The organism is Candidatus Eisenbacteria bacterium, assembly GCA_030017955.1.
Classification (GTDB): domain Bacteria; phylum Eisenbacteria; class RBG-16-71-46; order JASEGR01; family JASEGR01; genus JASEGR01.
On record JASEGR010000051.1, the window covers coordinates 1 to 22558 of the forward strand.

General features: G+C 54.0%; 19 protein-coding genes. 18 read left to right on the forward strand and 1 reads right to left on the reverse strand.

Going from position 1 to position 22558, the window contains the following annotated elements; all coding sequences use genetic code 11:
* Nucleotides 1-154 precede the first annotated feature (154 nt).
* From QME66_09085 to QME66_09155, 15 genes are all read left to right on the forward strand, one after another.
* Nucleotides 155-1192 carry an ATP-dependent 6-phosphofructokinase gene (locus QME66_09085; protein MDI6809118.1) on the forward strand — a complete coding sequence of 346 codons (1038 nt, stop codon included), beginning with the start codon at nt 155-157 and terminating at the stop codon, nt 1190-1192.
* Between the two features lie 47 nt (nt 1193-1239).
* A complete protein-coding gene (gene fba / locus QME66_09090; protein MDI6809119.1) occupies nt 1240-2190 on the forward strand; it encodes a class II fructose-1,6-bisphosphate aldolase in 951 nt (316 codons plus the stop codon).
* A 29-nt stretch (nt 2191-2219) separates the two neighbouring features.
* Entirely contained in the window at nt 2220-3212 is a 993-nt protein-coding gene (gene gap / locus QME66_09095; protein ID MDI6809120.1) for a type I glyceraldehyde-3-phosphate dehydrogenase, read from the forward strand.
* Between the two features lie 36 nt (nt 3213-3248).
* Entirely contained in the window at nt 3249-4457 is a 1209-nt protein-coding gene (locus QME66_09100) for a phosphoglycerate kinase (GenBank protein ID MDI6809121.1), read from the forward strand.
* 71 nt (nt 4458-4528) lie between these two features.
* On the forward strand, nt 4529-5263 hold the full coding sequence (tpiA, locus tag QME66_09105) for a triose-phosphate isomerase (GenBank protein ID MDI6809122.1): 735 nt from the start codon (nt 4529-4531) through the stop codon (nt 5261-5263).
* A gap of 406 nt (nt 5264-5669) precedes the next feature.
* Nucleotides 5670-7112: a TldD/PmbA family protein gene (locus QME66_09110; protein ID MDI6809123.1), complete on the forward strand. Its 1443-nt coding sequence runs from the start codon at nt 5670-5672 to the stop codon at nt 7110-7112.
* Between the two features lie 84 nt (nt 7113-7196).
* Nucleotides 7197-8519, forward strand: coding sequence for a TldD/PmbA family protein (locus QME66_09115; protein ID MDI6809124.1), 1323 nt, complete (start codon nt 7197-7199; stop codon nt 8517-8519).
* Between the two features lie 358 nt (nt 8520-8877).
* Entirely contained in the window at nt 8878-10467 is a 1590-nt protein-coding gene (locus tag QME66_09120; GenBank protein ID MDI6809125.1) for a PAS domain S-box protein, read from the forward strand.
* Between the two features lie 286 nt (nt 10468-10753).
* Entirely contained in the window at nt 10754-11206 is a 453-nt protein-coding gene (locus QME66_09125; protein MDI6809126.1) for a Smr/MutS family protein, read from the forward strand.
* A 91-nt stretch (nt 11207-11297) separates the two neighbouring features.
* Nucleotides 11298-12041: a DUF169 domain-containing protein gene (locus QME66_09130; protein MDI6809127.1), complete on the forward strand. Its 744-nt coding sequence runs from the start codon at nt 11298-11300 to the stop codon at nt 12039-12041.
* A 78-nt stretch (nt 12042-12119) separates the two neighbouring features.
* Nucleotides 12120-12566 (forward strand): flavin reductase family protein, encoded by a 447-nt coding sequence (locus QME66_09135; protein MDI6809128.1) that lies wholly within the window; start codon nt 12120-12122, stop codon nt 12564-12566.
* Between the two features lie 187 nt (nt 12567-12753).
* Nucleotides 12754-13686, forward strand: a complete 933-nt coding sequence (locus QME66_09140; GenBank protein ID MDI6809129.1) for a hypothetical protein — start codon at nt 12754-12756, stop codon at nt 13684-13686.
* Between the two features lie 274 nt (nt 13687-13960).
* Nucleotides 13961-15493 (forward strand): TldD/PmbA family protein, encoded by a 1533-nt coding sequence (locus QME66_09145; GenBank protein MDI6809130.1) that lies wholly within the window; start codon nt 13961-13963, stop codon nt 15491-15493.
* An 11-nt stretch (nt 15494-15504) separates the two neighbouring features.
* Nucleotides 15505-16827: a TldD/PmbA family protein gene (locus QME66_09150; protein ID MDI6809131.1), complete on the forward strand. Its 1323-nt coding sequence runs from the start codon at nt 15505-15507 to the stop codon at nt 16825-16827.
* A gap of 222 nt (nt 16828-17049) precedes the next feature.
* On the forward strand, nt 17050-17559 hold the full coding sequence (locus tag QME66_09155) for a hypothetical protein (GenBank protein ID MDI6809132.1): 510 nt from the start codon (nt 17050-17052) through the stop codon (nt 17557-17559).
* A 120-nt stretch (nt 17560-17679) separates the two neighbouring features.
* Here QME66_09155 and QME66_09160 read toward each other — a convergent pair whose 3' ends face one another.
* Entirely contained in the window at nt 17680-18000 is a 321-nt protein-coding gene (locus QME66_09160) for a FlgD immunoglobulin-like domain containing protein (protein MDI6809133.1), read from the reverse strand.
* Between the two features lie 55 nt (nt 18001-18055).
* On the opposite strand from QME66_09160, the gene larA reads away from it, so the two are divergent.
* The 3 genes from larA to QME66_09175 all read left to right on the forward strand — a co-directional run bounded on the left by larA (nt 18056) and on the right by QME66_09175 (nt 22507).
* Nucleotides 18056-19357, forward strand: coding sequence for a nickel-dependent lactate racemase (larA, locus tag QME66_09165; protein ID MDI6809134.1), 1302 nt, complete (start codon nt 18056-18058; stop codon nt 19355-19357).
* A gap of 280 nt (nt 19358-19637) precedes the next feature.
* Nucleotides 19638-21755, forward strand: coding sequence for a prolyl oligopeptidase family serine peptidase (locus tag QME66_09170; GenBank protein MDI6809135.1), 2118 nt, complete (start codon nt 19638-19640; stop codon nt 21753-21755).
* Between the two features lie 44 nt (nt 21756-21799).
* On the forward strand, nt 21800-22507 hold the full coding sequence (locus QME66_09175) for an FAD-dependent oxidoreductase (GenBank protein MDI6809136.1): 708 nt from the start codon (nt 21800-21802) through the stop codon (nt 22505-22507).
* The last annotated feature ends 51 nt before the right edge of the window (nt 22508-22558 follow it).

Here is a 22558-nt window from a genome sequence, read left to right on the forward strand (position 1 = left end):
CATCCTGAAGCGTCAGAGGGGTAACAAGCCCCTATGAAAGTGTCGTGTCGCGGGGCAAAGACATAGACAAGGAATTTCCGGGACACGACACTAGTCTCTGGATGCTATCGGAACGTCCTGGCTTTCAACCCGAAAGACAATGGAGGATCGCCGCATGAGAGTTGGCATTCTGACTGGCGGGGGAGATTGTCCCGGTCTGAACGCAGTTATTAGGGCAGTCGTCCGGAAAGTACTGAAGATTCATAGTGGGACTACTCTTGGAATACGATTGGGGTGGCAGGGCCTGATGGACGGTCACATCGAGGAGCTAGGGCTTTCGTCGGTCTCGGGCATACTGCCGAAGGGAGGCACCATTCTCGGCACCTCAAGGACGAACCCGATGAGGATTGATGGAGGACTGGAGAAGATTATTATGAACCTCAGGAGGTTTCAGATTGATGCCTTGATTGCTGTCGGCGGGGAAGACACGCTCGGCGTGGCAAACGAGCTTTACAAGCGTGACGTCAAAGTTGTCGGCGTTCCCAAGACCATTGACAATGATCTCTCCGGGACGGATTACACGTTCGGCTTTGACACGGCGATAAACATTGCGACGGAGGCAATTGACAGGCTTCATACTACGGCAGAATCGCACAACAGGGTCATGGTTGTTGAGGTGATGGGAAGGAATACCGGGTGGATTGCCGTCGAGGCGGGGATAGCAGGGGGCGCAGATGTGATCCTGATACCGGAGGAGCCGGTCAGCATTGACCACATTTGCGAGCTGATAGTCGAGAGGCATGAAAGAGGAAAGGATTTCAGCATAGTTGTTGTGGCCGAGGGATTCAGGCTTGAAGCTGAGGGGACTCAAGGTTACGTTGTCCAGGATGAGAAACCGGATCCCTTCGGGCATGTGAGGCTTGGGGGAGTCGGGGCCATAGTTGCGAAACTGATAGAAGACAAAACTGGATTTGAGACGCGCTACAGCATGCTCGGGTACATCCAGAGGGGAGGTACGCCGTCGGCGTTTGACAGAATCCTCGGAACGAGGTTTGGCGTCGCAGCAGTTGACCTCATCATGAAGGGAGAATTCGGAAAGATGGTGAGTCTGCGGGGAAACAAGATTGTATCCGTCCCGCTTATTGAGGCGATAGAGAACCTTAAGACAGTTGACAAAGACCTCTTTGAAATAGCAAAAGTCTTCTTCGGATAGCCGGTTTCACTTCGAAACCGCAATAGCAGGGCCTTGACACTGCTCAAATGTCAGACATACTCCGGGGCAATAACATGGCTCTTACCACAAACAGAGAAATTCTTAACGAGGCACGCAAGCGCGGCTATGCGGTTGGCGCCTTCAATTTCAACAACATGGAATTCCTGCAGGCCATCGTGGAGGCTGGCGAAGAAGAGCGCTCACCTGCCATCCTCGCGGTCTCTGAAGGCGCGGTGAAGTACGCCGGTCTTCCGACGATTGTTGCGTTGGCGAGATCCATTGCCGGGAGCTCAAAGATTCCTTTTTCGCTGCACCTCGACCATGGAAAGGACATGGCACTGATTGAGAAATGCGTCGAGCACGGCTTTACATCGATAATGCTGGATGGTTCCGAACATCCTTTCGATGAGAACGTGTCGCTCACGAAAGAGGCCGTCAAGATAGCAAAAAGCAAGGGCGTGTCGGTTGAAGGCGAGCTCGGAAGGCTGGCGGGAATTGAGGACCTTGTTTCGGTCGAAGAGCGAAACGCGACACTCACTGATCCAGACGAGGCAAGAAGGTTTGTTGATCTCACCGGGATTGATTCGCTCGCAGTCTCTGTCGGTACGTCCCACGGGGCGTACAAATTCAAAGGGGAAGCTGTCCTTGCGCTCGAACGGATAAGGGAGATAAAGGCGAAGGTCTCTGTGCCTCTTGTCCTGCACGGCGCCTCTGGAGTGATGGACGAATTCGTAACAAAGGCGATGTCCTTCGGCGCAACTCTCGGAAAGCCAAAGGGCGTCCCTGACGAGAGCATAAAGATGGCGATAAAGGAAGGAGTCTCGAAGATAAACATTGATACTGATTTGAGGCTCGCGTTTCTGGCGGGACTGAGGGAGACACTGAGTACTAAGCCCGCAGAGTTCGATCCCAGGAAGATCCTCGCCCCGGGCAAGTCTTTAGTGAAACAGGTGGTCAAGTTCAAGATGCGGCTCTTCGGCAGCTCAGGGGCGGCATAGACGATTCTGTTCACCAAGGGGGTATAAAGATGGCGGTCAAGCTTGGAATAAACGGATTCGGAAGGATAGGACGATTGCTTTACAGGGCTGTGCTCAACGACCGGAACATCGATATCGTCGCCGTGAATGATGTGACGGATTCGAAGACCCTGGCACATCTTCTCAAATATGACTCTGTCCATGGCGTCCTGGACCAGAGCGTCTCGGCTGAGGGTGAATTCATCTCGGTCGGCGCAAGGAAGACAAAGGTCCTCAAGGTCAAAGACCCTGCCGAACTTCCGTGGAAAGACCTTGGTGTCGATGTTGTGGTCGAATCCACGGGGCTATTCACTGACAGAGATTCCGCCTCAAAGCATCTGAGTGCCGGGGCGCGAAAAGTCATAATCTCTGCGCCTGGAAAGAATGTTGACCTCACGATTGTCGTCGGCGTCAACGACACACGGTACGACAAGACAAAGCACCATATCGTGTCGGCCGCATCCTGCACGACTAACTGCCTGGCTCCGGTTGCAAAGGTATTGAATGACAACTTCACGATAGTCAGAGGTCTTATGACCACAATCCACGCGTACACAAACGACCAGAGAATACTCGATCTTCCTCACAAGGACCTTCGAAGGGCACGAGCCGCCGCCGTTTCCATGATTCCGACGACAACGGGCGCGGCGAAGGCGATAGGGCTCGTCATACCCGAGCTCAAGGGAAAGCTGGACGGTGTGGCCATACGGGTCCCCGTCGCCGACGGCTCGATTGTGGACCTCCTTGTCGAAGTGAAGAAAGCGACAACTCGCGAGGAAGTAAATGCGGCCCTTTCTAAAGCTGCATCAGGGGAGCTGAAGGGGATACTGAGCTATTGCGAAGATCCGATTGTTTCGACGGACATAATCGGGAACCCGCATTCTTCGATTCTGGATGCGGGCCTAACCATGGTCATGGACGGAACCATGGTCAAGGTATTCTCCTGGTATGACAATGAGTGGGGTTTCTCAGAGCGGCTTGTTGAACTGATCAGGAAGATATGATCAAGAGGCCATTGGTTTGAGCCGGAGGAGACTGGCGTGAAACTTAACAAAATCAGGGTGGGCGACCTGGACATTCGTGGAAAAAGAATATTCACCAGGGTAGATTTCAATGTTCCCCTGGCGAAAACCGGTTCCATTTCGGATGACACGAGGATAGTTGCCTCGCTCCCGACCATCAAGTATATGGCCGGGAAGGGTGGACGAATTGTTCTCACTTCGCATCTCGGGAGGCCCGACGGAAAAAAGGTGCCTGAGATGAGTTTGAAGCCGGTTTCGGAACGGCTTGCCGGCCTCCTCGGCAAGCCTGTTGCGTTCACAGACGACTGCATTTCGGCCGATGCGAAGAAAGCCACGCGCGGCCTCAAGGATGGCGAGGTTCTTCTCCTTGAGAACCTGAGATTCTACAAGGAGGAGGAGAAGAATGACGAGAAGTTCTCAGCCAGTCTCGCCGAGCACGGGGAACTCTATGTGAATGATGCCTTCGGCACTGCCCACAGGGCGCATGCGTCCACGGTCGGAGTGACGCGGTTCATGAAACAGAGCGCTGCCGGCTTCCTGATGGAAAAGGAGATAACAAATCTTGGAAGGCTGCTCGAAAATCCGGAGAGGCCGTTTGCCGGAATAATCGGCGGCGCAAAGGTCAGCGATAAGGTGAAGATGATAAGAAACCTCCTTGGAAGACTGGACATGCTCATTATTGGCGGAGCGATGATGTTCACGTTTCTCAAGGCAAACGGCAAGACAATCGGGAAGTCTTTCTTCGAAGAGAAGAGTCTTGATGTGGCCCTCGAGATTATGAAGGAGGCAAAGAAAGCGGGAACGGATCTTATCATGCCAAGCGACTGTGTGGTGTCAGAGTCGCTCGAGAAAGCCGTCAATGCGCGGGCAGTAAGCTGTGAGGCAATTCCGGACAATGTTTACGGAGTTGACATCGGTCCGGCGTCAAGAGAGGAGTTCTCAAAACGCCTTGGCTTGGCAAAGACGATTTTCTGGAACGGACCTCTCGGGATCTTTGAGATTCCCGAATTCTCTGAGGGCACGCTTTCCACTGCAAAAGCCCTTGGCAAGCTCGGGGAACGGGGCGTCATGACTGTCGTAGGCGGAGGAGATTCTGCAAGCGCGATCTCCAAGGCAGGAGTCAAGGACAAGGTCACCCATGTATCCACAGGTGGGGGAGCGTCACTAGAGTTCCTTGAAGGCAATGAGCTTCCCGGGGTGGCGGCGCTAACCGACAGGAGCGTATAGCTAAGAATTTCATCCGGGGAGAAATAGTGCGAGTTTCGCAGAGAAAGCCCATAGTCGCAGCAAATTGGAAGATGTACAAGACCGGGAAGGAAGCGGCGCAGCTTGCCAGGAGTCTGAAGGAAGGCATAAACCTGTTCCAGGAAGTTGAGATTGTCCTCTTTCCGCCCTTCACCGCGCTCTCCAGAGTCTCTGAGGTCATTGTCGGAACGCCCCTGATTCTTGGTGCGCAGAACGTCCATTGGGAGAAGGAGGGCGCATTCACGGGGGAAGTCTCCCCCCCAATGCTTGTTGATGCGGGCTGCAGGTACGCAATAGTCGGCCATTCCGAGAGAAGGAAGTTTTTTGGCGAAACTGATGAGATGGTCAACCTGAAAGCCAAATCAAGCCTGGCCTACGGATTGAAGCCGATACTCTGCGTGGGTGAAGAGCTTGAAGAAAGGGAACAGAACCGAACCGAACAGGTTCTTGAGAGACAGGTGAAGGCTGCCTACGCAGGCATTGCAGAAGAATCGGTCCTCAAGACGGTAATTGCATACGAGCCGGTCTGGGCGATAGGGACCGGCAGAACGGCAAGCCCCGACGTCGCCGACGAGACGCAGGCGTTTATCAGAAAACTGATCGGCAAGATATACAATGAAGCTATTTCCGCGCTCCTTCGAATTCAATACGGCGGAAGTGTGAAACCCGATAATGCAAAAGATCTCTTCAGAGAGCCCAATATAGACGGCGCTCTTGTCGGCGGCGCGAGTCTCAAGGGCGACTCCTTCCTCGCAATCGTTTCCGCCTGTCAAGCCGTTGGAAAATAGTGACAGTCACCTATTTCCTGTCGGACTGAAATGAGCGTTTCCGCTCCTGGCGTAGATTCTTGACCCGTCCCGGCACGCTCGCTCGAGTTCGCAAACTCGGCCTGCGGCCTCAGACATGCAAACTCGCCCCTAACTGGGGACGCTCGCTTTCCACCAGGCCGGGTACCCCAAGAATCTCACCATGTTCGCTCCAACGCCATTTCAGCCCGCAACTGTTGGGAACATCTCCGCCCCATCCGGGAATCGGATATACCCATCCGCTCAATCTTCTGATTGACTGAGAGTTTTGAATCCGCTAGATTTCTTCTCCGCGCCTCACGCTCATGAAAATGTGAAATCTCGGGGAGCCGAACTCCCGAATGGACTGTACTACGTTCACGTGCGGACGTGAGAAAAGGAGGGTGGCTTGAAGGAACTAGCTCTTCTTGCCCTGGACTCGGCAAAAGTCAAGGGTGCATCCTACGCTGACATAAGAATTGGAGGGACCAAATCCGAGCTCATTGAGATCAAGAACGGGAAAGTGGTCTCGGTGAAACGGGAATCAAGCTATGGGTTTGGAGTGAGAGTCATTTCTGACGGGGGATGGGGTTTTGCTTCAAGTGCGGATGTGACGAAACCGGAGATTGAAGATGCGACCGCACTTGCAGTGAGAATCGCCAAGGCCTCCGCAAAACTCAAGAGCAAGGACGTTATTCTTGCGCCGGAAGGGAAGCACATTGATACGTGGAAGACGCCATTTGAGATTGACCCCTTTACCGTTTCGCTTGAGGAGAAGATAGGACTCCTTCTTTCTATTGACCAAATCCTGCGATCGGTGAAAGGCGTAAAAGTCGCGGAATCCACAATGCAGTTCTGGGATGAGGACTGCCTTTTTGCAAACTCCGAGGGCTCGCTCATAGAACAGCGGATCCTCCAGAGCGGGGCCGGTTATTCCGCCACTGCGGTGAACGAAACCGAAGTTCAAACGAGATCGTATCCGAATTCATTTGGCGGGCAGTACGAATCCTGCGGATATGAACTTATTTCAAGGTTCGGGCTCAAGGAGAATGCTCTGAGGATCGGGGAAGAGGCAGTCGCCCTCCTTTCGGCAAAGCAGTGCGAGCAGAAGGTCACTGCCCTAATTCTTGATGGTACGCAGTTGAGTCTCCAGATACATGAGTCGTGCGGCCATCCGACCGAACTTGACAGGGTGCTTGGGAGCGAGGCGAACTACGCCGGCACGAGCTTCATGACCCTCGACAAGCTCGGCAAGCTTAAGTACGGTTCTGAAATCGTGAATATCGTGGCAGACGCAACGACGCCCCGCGGTCTCGGGAGTTTCGCATATGACGATGAGGGGGTCCCGGGCAAGAGGAACGATCTCATAAAGAATGGGATGTTCGTTGGATACATGACGTCGAGAGAGACCGCCCAGGCAATCAACCAGAGATCGAACGGGACCATGCGGGCCGACGGATGGCATAACATCCCGCTTGTCAGGATGACCTGCATAAATCTCCTGCCCGGCACATGGACGCTTGATGACTTGATTGCAGATACTGATGACGGAATCTACATGGTCACGAACAGAAGCTGGTCAATCGATGACAAGAGGCACAACTTCCAGTTCGGGACCGAAATTGGCTGGGAAATAAAGAATGGAAAGCTGGGTGCGATGGTGAAGAACCCTACCTATACCGGCCTTACCACTGAATTCTGGAACTCATGCGATGCCATCTGCAACAAAGACCACTGGGAGATATGGGGAACCCCGACTTGCGGCAAGGGACAACCTCCCCAGACTGCAAGGACAGCCCAGGGTACCGCGCCGGCCAGATTCAGAAAGACCAGGGTAGGTGTGGCGTACTGAGGTCGTTCCAGGCGTATTGACTGTTCTTTCGTTCTTCAGTAGAAGCGGTATGGTGTTGGAGACTTCCTGCAACAAGGAGTGAAGATGGATAACAAAGAAGCCAAGGCAATGATCGAATCTGCAATATCGTTTAGCGATGCCAGCGAGACCGAAGTGCTCCTCTACTCCGGTCAAAGCGCGCTTACTCGTTTTGCAAACAACGTGATTCATCAGAACGTCTCAACCAAAGATCATTCTCTTTCTGTACGGGTTGCATTCGGAAAAAAGGTTGGATTTGCCTCGACGAATAGTCTCGAAAAGAATGCTCTCAGGGATGTAGTTATGAGGGCATCAGAAATCGCAAAGCATCAGAAGGAAGACCCGGAGTATCCTGGTCTTCAGGGTCCGCAGCAATATGCGAAGATGAACTGCTACTTCGACAAGACGGCCAAGCTTTCACCCGAGGATCGGGCGAAGGCAATCTCCGTGGTCGTCGAGAACTGCAAGAAGAAGAAACTCAATTCGGCAGGTGCCTTTGACTTCTCCGAAGGAGGCATTGCAATCGGAAATTCGAAGGGGTTGTTCGGCTTTCACAACGGAACGACCAGCAGTTTTACAGTGACTGTGATGGGAGAAGACAGCTCGGGCTGGGCAGAACACAATGTGCGCGATGTGTCAAAAATGGATGCTGAGAAAGTCGGGAATGCGGCGATTGACAAAGCCGTCCTGAGCAAGAATCCAGTCGCCATAGAGCCCGGAGACTACACTGTCGTGCTTGAGGCGAATGCCGTCAGTGAACTCGTGGCTTTTCTTGCCTGGATCGGATTCAGCGCACTCTCAGTCCAGGAAGGAAAGAGCTTTATGGCGGGCAAGTTCGGCCAGAAGATTACGGGCGAAAATGTCACGATCTATGATGACGCATTTGATGCGGGAACGTATGGAATGCCGTTTGATTTCGAAGGAACTCCAAAGGACAGGATAGCGCTCATAGAAAATGGTGTTGCGAAGAACGTGGTCTATGACCTGGTCACCGCAAAAAAAGATGGGAAGCGTTCCACGGGCCATGCCCTGCCGCAGCCGAACATCGAGGGCCCAATGCCCGTCAATCTGGTGATTGGAACGGGCACCGCAACATTGGACGAGATGATTGCCTCGACGAAGAAAGGGGTCCTCATAACAAGATTCTGGTATAACCGCGTTGTCGATGCCAAGAAGACGATCATAACCGGCATGACCAGGGATGGAACATTCTTGATTGAGAACGGGAAGCTCACAAGGGGCATCAAGAACATGAGGTTCAACGAAAGTGTTCTCGGCATGCTGAGTAATGCCGAAATGATTGGAAAGACCGCAGAGCTCACAACGGGTGTTGTGACTCCACCCATGAAAATCAGCAAGTTCCACTTCACCGGCATTACGGAGTTCTAGCAGATGTGTTTCCCTCTCCCCTTGGGGGAGAGGGAAGGGTGAGGGAGACCGCGACTGCCCCCGGCTTATTGAATCCTCTCCCCTTGGGGGAGAGGGTAGGGTGAGGGGAGCCAGCCCCGTGCAGATGTAGTTCCGCTTATTATGCCCTCTATCTCGTGACCATTTGAAGCAAATCTCCCAGCAGAAATGTGACATCAAGTTTCATGAGAATGATGACGATAATTCCGTTGTCCACGGTCAGGCCCTCCTGAAAATGGGAGGTTATCTGCGGCCGAGCGCAAGTTTGCTGAGTCGGTCGCATAGTGGCCGTGAGCACAAGAACAAGCCACCGGAAGCGATAAATGAAGGAGATGTTGACATGATCACATTACGGACCGAAGGCAAGCGGTCGGAGGAAGCGCTGCGCGCGGCCTCCGCCTATGCTCGCAATCTCATTGAGGCGAGCCTCGATCCGCTGGTCACCATCAGTGCTGAGGGAAAGATCACCGATGTCAACGAAGCCTCGGTGCGGGTCACTGGCGTGCCGAGTGCCCAGCTAATCGGCACGGATTTCTCGGCTTGCTTCACCGAGCCAGAGAAGGCACGCGAGAGCTACCGGCGTGTGTTCTCGGAAGGCTTCGTCCGCGACTATCCACTGGCGATCCGGCACGTTTCGGGCCGCGTTACTGACGTGCTCTTCAATGCCGCCGTTTATCGCGACGAGCAAGGCCGGACGCTGGGTGTTTTGGCCACCGCGCGTGACATCACCGAGCGCAAGCGGTCGGAGGAGGCGCTGAAGGCTAGCGAGAAAAGGTTCCGGGATATTGCTGACAACGCTCAGGAATGGATCTGGGAGGTTGATGCTGAGGGTAAGTATACGTATGCCAGTCAGGTGGTCGAAAAGATCCTGGGCTACACGCCGGAGGAGATTCTGCAAAAACATTTCTATGACCTTTTTCACCCGGAGGACAGGGAGGCGCTCAAGGCGGCGGCGTTAGCAGCTTTTGCCGCCAAACAGCCGTTTTGGGAATTTATCAACCGCAACGTGCATAAGAACGGTCAAACCATATGGCTTGCCACCAGCGGGCTACCTTTGCTGGACGACAAGGGAAACCTGCTTGGATATCGAGGAGCTGACACGGACATCACCGAGCGCAAGCGGTCGGAGGCGGAGCGGGAGAAGCTGCAGGCACAGCTAATCCAGGCCCGGAAGATGGAATTGGTGGGACAGTTGGCCGGCGGAGTTGCCCATGATTTCAACAACATACTGACAGTGATCCTTGGCAACGCGGACAATGCCCTGGCAAGGCTGACCGAACAAGACCCGATGCACAAACGCATGAGAGAGATCAAGTCTGCAGCGGAGCGATCGGCGAACCTGACCCGCCAGCTGCTGGCATTCGCTCGCAAGCAAACCATTGACCCGAAAGTGCTCGACCTGAACGATACTGTGTTGGGCATGCTCGAGATGCTCCGGTGGCTCATCGGCGAGGATATTGATCTGGTCTGGCTGCCGGGCCACGATCTCTGGAAAGTGAGGGTTGATCCCTCTCAGATGGACCAGATTCTGGCCAACCTGTCGGTCAACGCCCGGGATGCCATCAAGGGAGTGGGCAAAGTCACAATCGAGACGGCCAACCGGGTGCTCGATGATGCGTTCTGTGCCGAGCACGCAGGGTCAGTTCCTGGAGAGTATGTTCTGCTGGCGCTGAGCGACACCGGGGTGGGGATGAGTAACGAGGTCCTCAAGCACGTCTTCGAACCTTTTTTCACCACGAAGGGCCTGGGTCGGGGCACGGGTCTGGGGCTGGCCACCGTGTACGGCATCGTCAAGCAAAATGAGGGCTTCATAAACGCTCGCAGCGAACCGGGCGCCGGGACGACCTTAGAGATCTACCTGCCCAGGTATGTGGGCGAAGAGGCAGAGACCTCAGGAATGCCAGCCGTAGCACAGTCGATGACCGGGTGACAGACATGAATATGCCCGCTGTCAAGGGATAGAGCTCTTGTTTGGCCGATGGGTTTCCCCAATCTGATAGGATTCTGAAACGTTCCCTAACGGAATCTCCCAATCTCCCTGAAGCGGGAACTTCGAAACATCCCATCTTTCTTCGATACTGTCGGCTTCCATCCCCAGCATACGCCTGTTGGTCCTGCTAACAGTGCTCTAATCGCTTGACGCCTGAGCAAACAGACGGTATTTGTTCTCAATGCTTGGCTGATTTGCATCCAAAACCCCGGTCTGAGCGTTCACAATGAAGACAAAAGAATGCGAAGTCTGCGGAAACGAAATCCCGTTGGATTCACTTCGCTGTCGCTTCTGCGGGTCTCAGCAACGTGGGCAACGCTGGGTGGCTGCCCCTCGGGAAAAGATTAGAACTGTGAATCTCAAGGCGGGCATGCCGACCGTGGAGGAAGGCCTCGAACGGTTGATATGCGAAATCCATCGTGCAAGGCAATCTGAAATCAAACTGCTTCGCATAATTCACGGATGGGGATCGAGTGGGAGGGGAGGGAAGCTCCGTAATGCAGTCCGCCGTTTTCTTCAGGATCAATTGAAGGCAAAGCGCATACGATCGTGCCTTGCTGGAGACAAATTTGCCCGCGACGGAGCCGCTGGAAGCAAGCTCCTGGCTGACTACCCGGAACTCCGGCGAACGCAGCGAACAGACATCGAGAATCCAGGCATCACTTTCGTGGAGTTGTGAGAGCAGATTCTGGCTCGAAGCTCTTCCCGGCCGCATCGAAACAATGATTGTTGTTTTGCACTGATCCAATTGTGAAAGGGACGGTGATGTAATGGACGCTAAATTCTCCAAGTTCTTCGTCTCCAGATGGAAGAAGTATTTTCCGGGTGCTGAATTGCCGATCTGTTATTTCTACACTGACGAAGCCCGTGAAGATAACATCAAAGAGACGAAAAACATCGACCGCTGTTTGATTGGGAATCTCAAGCGCGTCCGCAAAGGATTTCCATTTGTGTATGACGCACAAAGTCCCGGCTGCTCAGGGGGAAAGAGGTATTGCGGTTTCCAGCAACAGTTGATGCCCAATTTTGAGTATTTCCTATCATACGGTATCCCTGGCGAAATTGATGGCGAGCGCTACAAGAAATCCCCCGAATTGGTAAGAGCATTCATGCAGAGATGCCCACCGTTCAAGGCGCCCGCCAAATATCTTGTGTTCAAACGGTGGGACAAGTTGGGAAAAGGAGAGGAACCGTTTGCAGTCATATTCTTTACATCCTTCGATCTGCTCTCCGGCCTCTTCACTTTGGCCAACTTCGATAGGGCTGACAATGAGGCGGTCTTTGCTCCGATGGGCTCCGGCTGTGCGTCTATCGTGGGTTATCCCTATCTCGAAGCAAAGTCGGAGAATCCAAGATGTGTGCTGGGTATGTTTGATATTTCCGCCCGGCCTCATGTGCCAAAGAATAGTCTGACTTTCACAACTCCGACGAGAAGATTCAAAGAGATGGTCCTCAACATGGATGAGAGCTTCCTGACCACAGAATCATGGAGGACGATCAAGAAGAGATTGTAGTCTCCAGGATATGAGTACCGGTGCGGTTGCCACCGCTGCGTGACGTCAAGCGCGAACGACTTCAATAGGGGGACGGAAATGAAGCTCAGACATGACATGCTTGCGCACGGGGTCAACGTCGTGTGCGCGGAGCACAAGGGGAAGCGGGGCGGGCTCGCTGTTGCCTGGGCAACGCAGGTCGGCACCGAACGCGTGCTCATTTGCGTTGGAAGCCAGAGCGCTACGCGTAAGCTCATTCTGTCTTCTGGCGCGTTCGGCCTGAGTGTGCTGGGGCGCGATCAGCAGAAAATTGCTCACCTCTTCGGGCGCTATTCCAGCCGCGACAGAAACAAGTTTGAGAGCATCGGGTGGCACACGGCAGAGACCGGCTCGCCGCTACTGGATGATTGCTCGGTAGCACTCGACTGCCGGGTCGAAGACGTCCACGAGCGGGGTGACGCGAAGTTGATCGTGGGACGCATCGTTTCAGCAGAACGTCGCCGGCAAGGGTGCGAGCCGCTGATCTACAGGGAAGAGGACTACTGATCTGACCCTGTACTGCGGAAGCCGGTGGCGACTGATCCAGGCGTAATGGTTTCTTGCGTCGCTCCCGACAGGCATGAATGTCACCGAGCTAGACCAACTGGAACAGTACTGGTACGGCTTCTGACATGAAGACACGCGGACTGGCGCATCCGGGCCGTTAGAACGTGAGTTTCTGCGGAGGGCTGGCATGAAGAAGATCCTTGCGATTGCTGGTGTCGTAATCCTCGCCGCTGTTCTGACGTTGGCAGTATTCGCGAACTCCCAGAGGCAGAAAGCGGACAACCGATGGGACCCGAAGGTTATCCGTCCCGCATTTACGACTACTCATCCGCTGGTTGTCATCGACGAAGCCCACCACAATGCCCACACCGCGGGCGGCAAGTACCGTCCTTTCGCTCGTCTCCTAAAGGCCAACGGATACAATGTGGTGAAGGGGGAGGGAAAGTTCACGCCCGAAAATCTGGCCAAGACGAATATCCTTGTGATCGTGAATGCAGCCGGGGGAACGAAGCCGCAGATTCTTGGCATCAACCTCCCGATCCCTGTCAAGAAGACACGCGAGATGCCAGCATTCAAACGGTATGAGATTCGAGTGATTCGTTCATGGGTGGAACTGGGCGGATCTCTGCTGCTAATCGCGGATCACGCCCCCTTCGGAGAATCCGCGAAAGCTCTGGCAGCCGCCTTTGGTATCCGGATGAACGGCGGCTATGTCGAGGTGCCGAACGAGCAATCGGATCCTCTGCTCTTCACAAGTGAAAATGGCCGCCTGGGTGATCACCCAATCATATCCGGAGAAAGCGCTGACGCCGCAGTGAAACGAATAATGACATTCACGGGGCAGTCGCTCGATGGTCCTCCAAAAGCTTCCGTTCTCCTGCGGCTTCCGGATTCTGCAATCGAGTACGTGCCGGAAGGAACCGGGATAGTGCCGAAGCACGCAGGCAAAGCACAGGGACTTGCACTCTCTTGCAGACAAGGAAGGATCGTAGTTCTCGGCGAAGCGGCGATGCTCACTGCTCAGACCTATAAGGGGAGCAAATTCGGAATGAATTCCCCCGGCAATGACAACCGCCAGCTCGCCATCAACATCATGCACTGGCTGTCTCACCGGCTGTGAGACGGAAGAGAATACAGCATGATCACCCTATGCAGTTGGATGGCCGGCCAAAATCACAGCTTGCCATGACTTCCAGGATGTCAGATAATCAATAAGCTTTTGCCCGAGCCCTTGTTCGACTAGCTCGCTGATGTCCAAAGCGGATTCTACTCTGCTCCGCACTTGGGGCATTGAGGAAACGACAGAGGAGGTGACGTTCGCGCGCACAAAGACGCGGAACCCTCAAAGTTCTATCATCGGTTTGCGGTAACCTTCACAACATGAGGAGGATCGTATGAAGTTGGTATCGAGACGTACCTTTCTCAAGACTGCCGCCACGACGGCTGCTGCTGCCGCTGTAGCGCCCGGTTTGTCGAGGGACTGGCTCGGCCTCGCCTATGCAGGGACAAAGGGATATTTTGAATCCGAGTTCGGCATTACAGATAGCCTTTGTCAGAAGGTACTTGCCAAGGCTTTGTCCAAGGGAGGCGACTTTGCCGATCTGTACTTCGAACACTCAATTAGCAATTATGTTGTACTCGAGGACGGCAAGGTCAACCAGGCGTACAGCGATGTGGCTCTGGGCGTGGGAATTCGAACGGTAAAAGGTGACCAGGTTGGCTACGGGTTCACACAGGAGCTGGATGAAAATGCGATGCTGGCTGCCGCTTCCACCGCGGCCACAATAGCCGACTCTAAGGGGAAGGGAGTCCCCGCGAAGTTTGCCAGCCTGAAGCTGGAAGACTACTATCCGCTCAAGAGCCCGCTGACTTTGGTCCCGCTTGAATCCAAACTGCCTCTTGTTCAGTCGATAAACGACAAGTGTTTTGCCCTGTCTCCGCTGGTCATCAAGGTCAATGCCGGTTTTCAAGACCAGCAAAAGCGTACTCTCGTTGTGACCAGCGACGGAGAGAAGGCTGAGGATCTGCTGCCGAGGGTTATCCTTTATGCCAACGTAGTTGCGGAGAAGAACGGCAGGCGGGAACGGGCAGGATGGAATCTTGGAGGACGCAGAGACTTTTCCTACTACACTCCGGCCGTGGTGGAGGAAGTTGCCAAGACTGCGGTGGACCGGGCAGTGGTTCTCTTCGACGCGGTTCAACCTCCAGCTGGGGAGATGCCGGTCGTGTTAGGTCCCGGTCTCACAGGCATCCTGCTTCACGAAGCCATCGGACACGGGATGGAGGCGGATTTCAACAGGAAGAACGTATCTACGTACTGTACGATGATTGGAAAACAAGTGGCTGAGCCGTTTGTCACCATCATTGACGATGGCACGATTCCGAACTTGTCAGGTTCCCTCAATGTTGATGACGAAGGTACGCCTGGGCAGAAAACGGTCTTGGTGGACAAGGGTATTCTTTCCAGCTACATGCACGACAAGATTTCGGCCCGGCACTACAAGGTGAAACCCACAGGGAATGGACGCCGGCAGAACTACCAGCACTACGTGCAGCCACGCATGCGCAATACTTACATGCTGCCCGGCTCCGCGACGCCGGAAGATGTCATCAAGAGCGTGGACAAGGGGATTTACGTTCAGGACGTCGCCAACGGACAGGTGAAAATCGGCGAGGGAGACTTTGCTTTCTACGTGTCCCAGGGGTGGATGGTCGAGAACGGGAAACTCACCAATCCAATCAAAGACATCAACATAATGGGTAACGGTCCTAAGATGCTGCGAAACGTCACCATGGTTGCCAACGATCTCCAGATGCACAGGGGTGGTGGAGGTACCTGTGGCAAGGGTGGACAGGGTGTTCCGGTTGGTTTCGGTATGCCGACCACACTTGTGAAATCGATGACTGTCGGTGGCGTGAAAGCGTAAGGAGTCCAACAATGAACAAAGAAATGTTAGATCTTGCCGCTTCGTCGATCAAAGCCGCGAAATCTGCCGGAGCTGATGACTGCCGGGTGCAAATCAGCAGGGAACGGTTTGTCGAGATAAGCTATCGGGAACGAAAACCAGAGACCATTAAGGAGGCGTCAAGCAGGGGGCTCTTCATCGAAATCTTCGCAAACGGCCGCTACTCAGGCCAGAGCACTTCGGATCTGCGCAAGGAACCATTGCAGGCTTTCATCTCAAACGCCGTTGCCACAACGAAGCTCCTGGCGGAGGATCCGTTTCGAAGCCTGCCTGACCCGAAATACTATGCAGGCAGGGCACAGCTCGATCTGCAGATCCTCGACCCATCCTATGCCCAGCTCACACCTGAAGCAAGGCACAGTATAGTCAAAACCATGGAAGATTCCTGCCTCAGCCTGGGCGGAGACAAGGTGATTTCTGTCACAGCAGAGCAATACGATAGCTACCGTGAATCAGTGATGCTGTCGAGCAACGGTTTCGAGGGCTACAGGGAATCCACGGAGTACCAGGTCGGTGCAAGTATGTCAGCCAGGGATGAGGGTGATCGGCGTCCCATGGGATACTACTATGCCGGAGCTGTCTCCAGGAAGACTATGCCCAGGCCCGAGGAGATCGGTGCCCTCGCAGCAAAGCGCACACTGAGTCTATTTGGCGGGAAGAAGATACAAACCGAAACTCTGCCTATCATCGTGGAGAACCAAAATGTTCCTCGGCTGCTGGGAGCATTTCTTCAGGCGATGTCAGGAAGAAGCATCCAGCAGAAGCAGTCGTTCCTGTCGGACAAGAAAGGACAGAAAGTCGGAAGTGACCAGTTCACTCTGATCGACGATCCGCTGCTCGCTGGGGGATTGGGCAGCCGGCTGTACGATAGTGACGGGTTTGCTGCGAAAGAAAGAACAATGGTCGAATCTGGCGTGCTGAACGACTTCTATGTAGATTGGTACTACGGCCGAAAACTAGGCTGGGAGCCGACGACAGGAAGGTCGTCAAACCTGATTATTCCGCCAGGCAAACGATCGGTTGAGGAGATCATGAAGGACTTGGGAAGAGGTATCTACATTACGGGTTTCATCGGGGGCAATTCCAACTCGACCACTGGCGATTCATCTATCGGCATTTTTGGTCAGCTCTTCGAGAAAGGAGAGCCGGTCCAGGCAATAGCTGAGATGAACATCGCCGACAATCACTTGAAGTTCTGGAACAAACTTGCCGAGGTCGGCAATGACCCGTGGGTCTATTCTTCGCAGCGCAGTCCGAGCCTGGTTTTCACGGACGTTGTTGTTTCGGGCGTTTAGGGCTTGTGGTTGCAATTCTCGGGGTCGTCTTGGGTTTCACATTCAGTTTGCGTGCGGTCATTGAGTTTGTGTTGACAATAGCCGCAGGTTTGTTAGGCGGAGCACTCGCCGGAAGAAGAGAGACGAATCAGTTAATTCTGCCGGTCTGGCCCCCGGATTAAGCTTTGTCGCTGTGAGGCAGACCTGAGCGGTTAGGTCGTGCCGGGAAAGGAGCGATGTCGGATGATGGAATCCGTTCGCGAAGCGACAGTCGAGAGGCTTTTTGAAAGCGCAATCGAGATTGAATACGCAGCCGCTGATATCTACAAGAAACTCTCAGTGCTGTTCTCGCATGAACCTAGAGTTCATGCCTTCTGGCGGGGACTGTTTGACGATGAAGTGAGACATGCGACCACACTGCAAGATGTCCTGGGATCGTTGACGCCCGAACAGCTCCTGTTGCCGCCAGACATGGAGATGTGGAACAACATTGTGAGAATCCAACGCATGTTCCGCAAAGATCTGGTCGGGCCAATTGACAACTTGGATGCTGCCTACGAATTGGCCCATGACCTGGAGTTCTCCGAAGTCAACGCCATATTCAAATTCCTGGCAGGGGAGTTCGTTCCTTCTGAGGAGCGAAAAAGGTTTGTCCATTCGGAAATAGTGCAGCACCTGCAGAAGCTCACGCATTTCGGCGAGAATTTTGGAGAAAAGGGCTGGAGAAAAGAGATCTCGGTTCGACCTTCCTGACGCGCTCCGGTTATTAGCAGCGCAACTTGCCCTGAAGGCCGTCCCATTTCCGTGCGAAACCAAGCAAGAGGTGCCAGGGTTGGTCTTGCGCTCTCGACGCGGTAACGGCCCGGGGGTGCCTTACCTCAAGATGACAACTTTCCTGGTTCTCACCTCAACGCCCGATTGAAGCGTCGCTAAGTACACTCCAGAGGGAAGCTTCGTTCCGTTTTCGTTCCTGCCGTTCCACGAGACAGAGTACGTCCCCGCAGGGCGGACACCGTCAACCAGAGTCAAGATTCTTCGGCCGTATGCGTCATGAAGTGTGAGCCGGATAGAGGATTTGCCAGGCCAGGAGCGGAAACGCTCATTCTCCGTCGCTTGCTCAGGCTTCATCGCCATCACGGGAATCAGGATGCTTGTATTCTTGTGTTGAAACTGGAGCGGCCGAAATGAGAACATGAGAGTGGTTCAGTCGTCCTGCCAGAACCGCATGCGAGGTGACGGGAGAATCCGGTTGAAAACACAACTATTGTACGCATCAGGCGCTGTCGAAGTTACGGTACCGGATGGCGCTACTGTGTATTCCTCCTCATATCCCCGGCCGCCGGCCCCGCCCAACGACATCGTGATGGAAGCAATCAGGAATCCCATCGGATCCCAGGCGCTCGGCACGATGTTGAAGAAACGCCGTCCCGGTGACGTTGTGATTGTAGTCTCCGACATCACGAGACCTATCCCGTACGCCCGCTTCCTTAAGGCAATGATCGAAGAAATCGTGAGTGCAGGTGTTCCGAGGGAGGAGATCCTGATTCTGATCGGAACGGGTACGCATAGACCAAGTTCAGCCGCAGAGCGGAGAGGAATGTTCGGAGAGGAGATATGTTCCAGCTATCGCATTCTTGACCACAAGGCAGATGATGATTCTGAGCTGGTGGAGCTGGAGGGGAAAAGCTGGTCAGGGAGCAGAATCAAACTGAATCGCCATCTTGTCAGAGCCGGGTTCCGGATTATCACCGGTCTCGTGGAACCGCATTTCATGGCCGGCTTCTCGGGCGGACGCAAAGCCATCTGCCCCGGATTGGTATCAATGGAAATGCTGCGGAGTTTCCACGGCTACGAGTTCCTGGCAAACCCTTTGGCTCAAAACGGCCAGCTTGATGACAATCCCTGCCATCTCGAGGCACTCTCGGTCGCCCGCTCGACTGGCGTCGATTTCACGCTGAATATTGTGCTAAATCAGAAGCGCCAAATCGTCAGAACCTTCGCCGGCGAGTTGGATGCATCCCACAGGGCTGCCTGTGATTCTGTTCGCACGTATGCCTGTCCCAAGGTCGAATTCGAGCACGATGTCGTATTGACTTCATGCGGCGGGTATCCTTTGGACACAACCTTTTACCAGTGTGTGAAAGGAATGGTATCTTGCCTGCCGGCAGTGAAGGATGGCGGAGCTGTAATATCGCTGGGTAGCTGTTCGGAAGGTGTTGGGAGCCCGGACTACAGAGCAATGATGTTCGAGTATTCCGGACGCTGGCGCGAGTTCCTGAATCACATTAGGGCAAACCCTGAGGTAAGGAAGGACCAGTGGGAGCTTCAGATGCAAGCCCGCGCGCTGGAGAAAGTAGGTGACGGGAATCTGTATTTTGCAACTGAGGGTCTCGCTACTGACGAAGTTAACAAGTTATCTATGCGTGCCGTCCGCGTGAGAGACTGCGGTGTCCGAACGGCGGTACAGGAACTCCTGGACCGGCTTGTCGGGAAAGAGACATCTCTGGCGGTCATCCCTGAGGGGCCTTACTGCACGCCAATCGGAGGATGACGCGATATCAGGGAACAATTCGCCACCTGCTTGAGTCTTCCAGACAGCAATCGATGATCCTAAATAGGGCACTCCCTTTTTTGGGGGAGGCACCCCAGGAATCTCGTCATGTTCGCTCCAACGCCATTTCCTACGGCTACCTCGCGGCTCATCGTCATCACAAGACAACCCGGTCGAGGTATGATACAGTCGACGGTCGGTTACTTTTCAGCCATTCCGTTTGACAGCGTAACTGTCGAAGCAGGGGATTGGACGGTCTTCAGTCCGGAGGGAGGGATCGATGTACAGGACAGTGTTGTTTTCGGCAGTGTTGCTTGTGGGATTGGCCGGTATGGTCAGCAGCGTGGAACGTCCCGTGATGAATTATCCGCCTTTTCCCAAGGGCAGCGCAGTGGACACGATTTTTGGCACGGCAGTTCCTGATCCGTACCGCGAGCTTGAGAATTACCGGGATCCTAAGGTGCAGGAGTGGCTTTCCGCCGAAGAGAAAACTGCCCGCACTATCCTTGACAAATTGCCACAGCGGGCAGGCCTCACGAAAAGACTCACTGAACTCCGGCGCTACGATGATAGGAGCGCGCCTGAAAAGGCGTTGGTGGGGGAGCGCATATTCTACCGTGCGATAAAGAAGGACTGGGAGCGCTGGGCCTACTACACCAAGGAAAACGAGAAAGCCAAGCCGGTGCTTCTGCTTGATCCCAACAAATGGGCCACCAACACTCTGGATTTGACCGATGCGTCACGGGATGGCAGATACCTGGCCTACGGCGTGTCCGAAGCCGGCAGAGAGGACCCCAGAATCAAGATAATGGAAGTGGCGACCGGAAAATCGGTGCCAGATTCCCTTCATGGCTGGCGCCAGGGCGGTGTTGCCTGGCTGCCCGATGGTTCGGGTTTCTATTACACCTGCAGTCCTGCAAAAGGTGATGTGCCCGAGGGCGAAGAGGAATACTGGGATGCAGTATATTTTCACAAGCTCGGTACGGCGGCAAGCGAGGATAAGAAAGTTTTCTATCACGACAAAGTCAAGGAATTCTCTCACTTGTGCTTCATCAGCGAAGATGGCAAGTACGAATTCTTTAACCGGGGCCTGTTCTACAAGAACGAGGTGTATTTCAGACCTCTGGGTGGCTCCGGCGCCCTGGTCCCTATCACCACGGACATGGACGCCGAATATCACGCATTTGAGATCGAGGGCAGATTGATCATCTGGACTGACAAAGATGCACCCAGGGGCAAAGTGTATTCAACGGGCGTGGACAAACCGGGCAAGGAGAACTGGCAGGTCCTCATTCCCGAGACGGGAGACAAGCTCCTGTATGTCACGGGAGTCGCCGGCCATCTTTACGCTGTCTACACACACAATGCCTACACCATAATCAAGATCTACACGCTGGATGGAAAGTACATCCGCGACCTTCCGCTTCCCACCGTGGGCAGTTCCCATGTCTGGGGCTATTGGTCGAAGCCTGACATCTGGGTACAGTTCACCTCTTTCACCTATCCAGGCACCACCTTCAAGTACGATTTCGCGAAGAACAAGCTCGTGCTATTCCACAAACCGCCGATCCACATCGACTCGGCGCTGTACACTACTGAGCAGGTCTGGTTCAAGTCCAAGGATGGAACCAAGGTTTCCATGTTCCTGGTCCACCGCAAGGGGCTTGTGAAGAACGGGCTGGTTCCGACCTACCTGACGGCCTACGGCGGGTTCAATATCGGCATAGGTCCGCGCTTTTCAAGCAGTTACATGACCTGGCTCGAGGCCGGGGGCGTGGTTGCTATCCCGAACTTGCGCGGCGGCGGAGAATATGGAAAAGAGTGGCACGAAGCCGGCATGTTTGAAAAGAAACAGAACGTCTTCGACGATTTCATCGGCGCAGCCGAATGGCTGATTGCAAATAAATACACGAGCCCGCAGAAGCTGGCGATTGGCGGCGGCAGTAACGGCGGGCTGCTCATGGGCGCGGTCCTGACGCAGCGGCCTGACTTGTTCAAGGCGGTCTATTGCGGTGTGCCGCTCCTGGACATGATCCGTTACCAGAAGTTTGGATACTCCAACATCTGGGCCGAGGAATACGGGAGCTCGGACAATGCCGACCAGTTTCCCTATCTGCTAAAGTACTCGCCGTATCAGAACGTGCGTGCCGGGACAGAATACCCGTCCGTGCTTTTTGTTGCCAGTGACAATGACCCGCGGGTCCATCCACTTCACGCGATGAAGATGGCTGCCCGGATGCAGGATGCGGACCCGAATGGTGCGCCAATTCTGCTTATCATTCAGAAGGAAAGCGGCCACGGCGGCGGGACCAGGATATCGGAGAGCATCGATCAGCAGGTTGACATATATTCGTTCTTGATGAGTAGCGTGGGAATAACATCGCCGAAAAAGAAGTAGTGTAATTCTGTCCTTAGTCTCAATTAGTTAGCCAAGGAGCGATTATGGCTCAAGAGGTTGCACTGAAGGTCAAAGAGGTCATCCAGCGCACGCACAATGTAGTCAGTGTCCGGCTTGGCCTCATCGAACCTGTCGAGTTCAAGGCCGGGCAGTTCATGAAGGTCATCCTGGGGGAAGGAAAGGACCTCGAGCACTTTCTCTCCATATCAAATTCCCCTACTGAGACGGGTTTTGTGGAATTCACGAAGAGAATCTCTGAGAGTGTCTTTTCAAAGAGGGTGATTGGACTGAAAAACGGCGACATCGTGAAGCTACAGCTGCCTCTTGGCAAATTCACGCTGGAAGGAAATGAACGCGCCAAGATCGCCTTTCTTTCCGGTGGCATAGGCATCACGCCGATTCGAAGCATGTTCAAATACATGGTGGATAAGAATCTCGGGACAGATTCAGTTCTGATTCATGGAAATCGCACATCTAAAGATATTGCCTTCCGAGAAGATTTTGACGAGATGCAGAAACGATACCCTAAGCTGAGGGTCTGCCATGTCCTCTCGGAGGCAGAGCCCGGATTCAAGTGCACGGTTGGCACAATCGACGCCCAGATCATCAGGACCGAGATCCCGGATTTCAAGGAACGCAAGTTCTATCTATGCGGCCCGCCTATGATGGTCGAGGCAATGAAGAAGATACTGAGCGACGAATTGGCTCTGCCTAAAGACAGTATCATCACAGAGAATTTTCAGGGATACTAGTGTAGTGCGTCATTAATATCTTGACATATAGACGTGCCTGCTGTATGCTGA

Bases quoted from the DNA above. Each gene is read 5' to 3' on its own strand.
- QME66_09160 (MDI6809133.1), bottom strand. From the start codon at position 18,000: ATGTTCTCATTTCGGCCGCTCCAGTTTCAACACAAGAATACAAGCATC.
- QME66_09135 (MDI6809128.1), top strand. From the start codon at position 12,120: ATGAAGCTCAGACATGACATGCTTGCGCACGGGGTCAACGTCGTGTGC.
- QME66_09150 (MDI6809131.1), top strand. From the start codon at position 15,505: ATGAACAAAGAAATGTTAGATCTTGCCGCTTCGTCGATCAAAGCCGCG.
- QME66_09140 (MDI6809129.1), top strand. From the start codon at position 12,754: ATGAAGAAGATCCTTGCGATTGCTGGTGTCGTAATCCTCGCCGCTGTT.
- QME66_09125 (MDI6809126.1), top strand. From the start codon at position 10,754: ATGAAGACAAAAGAATGCGAAGTCTGCGGAAACGAAATCCCGTTGGAT.
- QME66_09155 (MDI6809132.1), top strand. From the start codon at position 17,050: ATGATGGAATCCGTTCGCGAAGCGACAGTCGAGAGGCTTTTTGAAAGC.
- gap (MDI6809120.1), top strand. From the start codon at position 2,220: ATGGCGGTCAAGCTTGGAATAAACGGATTCGGAAGGATAGGACGATTG.
- QME66_09130 (MDI6809127.1), top strand. From the start codon at position 11,298: ATGGACGCTAAATTCTCCAAGTTCTTCGTCTCCAGATGGAAGAAGTAT.
- QME66_09175 (MDI6809136.1), top strand. From the start codon at position 21,800: ATGGCTCAAGAGGTTGCACTGAAGGTCAAAGAGGTCATCCAGCGCACG.
- QME66_09085 (MDI6809118.1), top strand. From the start codon at position 155: ATGAGAGTTGGCATTCTGACTGGCGGGGGAGATTGTCCCGGTCTGAAC.
- fba (MDI6809119.1), top strand. From the start codon at position 1,240: ATGTCAGACATACTCCGGGGCAATAACATGGCTCTTACCACAAACAGA.
- tpiA (MDI6809122.1), top strand. From the start codon at position 4,529: ATGTACAAGACCGGGAAGGAAGCGGCGCAGCTTGCCAGGAGTCTGAAG.
- QME66_09145 (MDI6809130.1), top strand. From the start codon at position 13,961: ATGAAGTTGGTATCGAGACGTACCTTTCTCAAGACTGCCGCCACGACG.
- QME66_09120 (MDI6809125.1), top strand. From the start codon at position 8,878: ATGATCACATTACGGACCGAAGGCAAGCGGTCGGAGGAAGCGCTGCGC.
- QME66_09170 (MDI6809135.1), top strand. From the start codon at position 19,638: ATGTACAGGACAGTGTTGTTTTCGGCAGTGTTGCTTGTGGGATTGGCC.
- QME66_09115 (MDI6809124.1), top strand. From the start codon at position 7,197: ATGGATAACAAAGAAGCCAAGGCAATGATCGAATCTGCAATATCGTTT.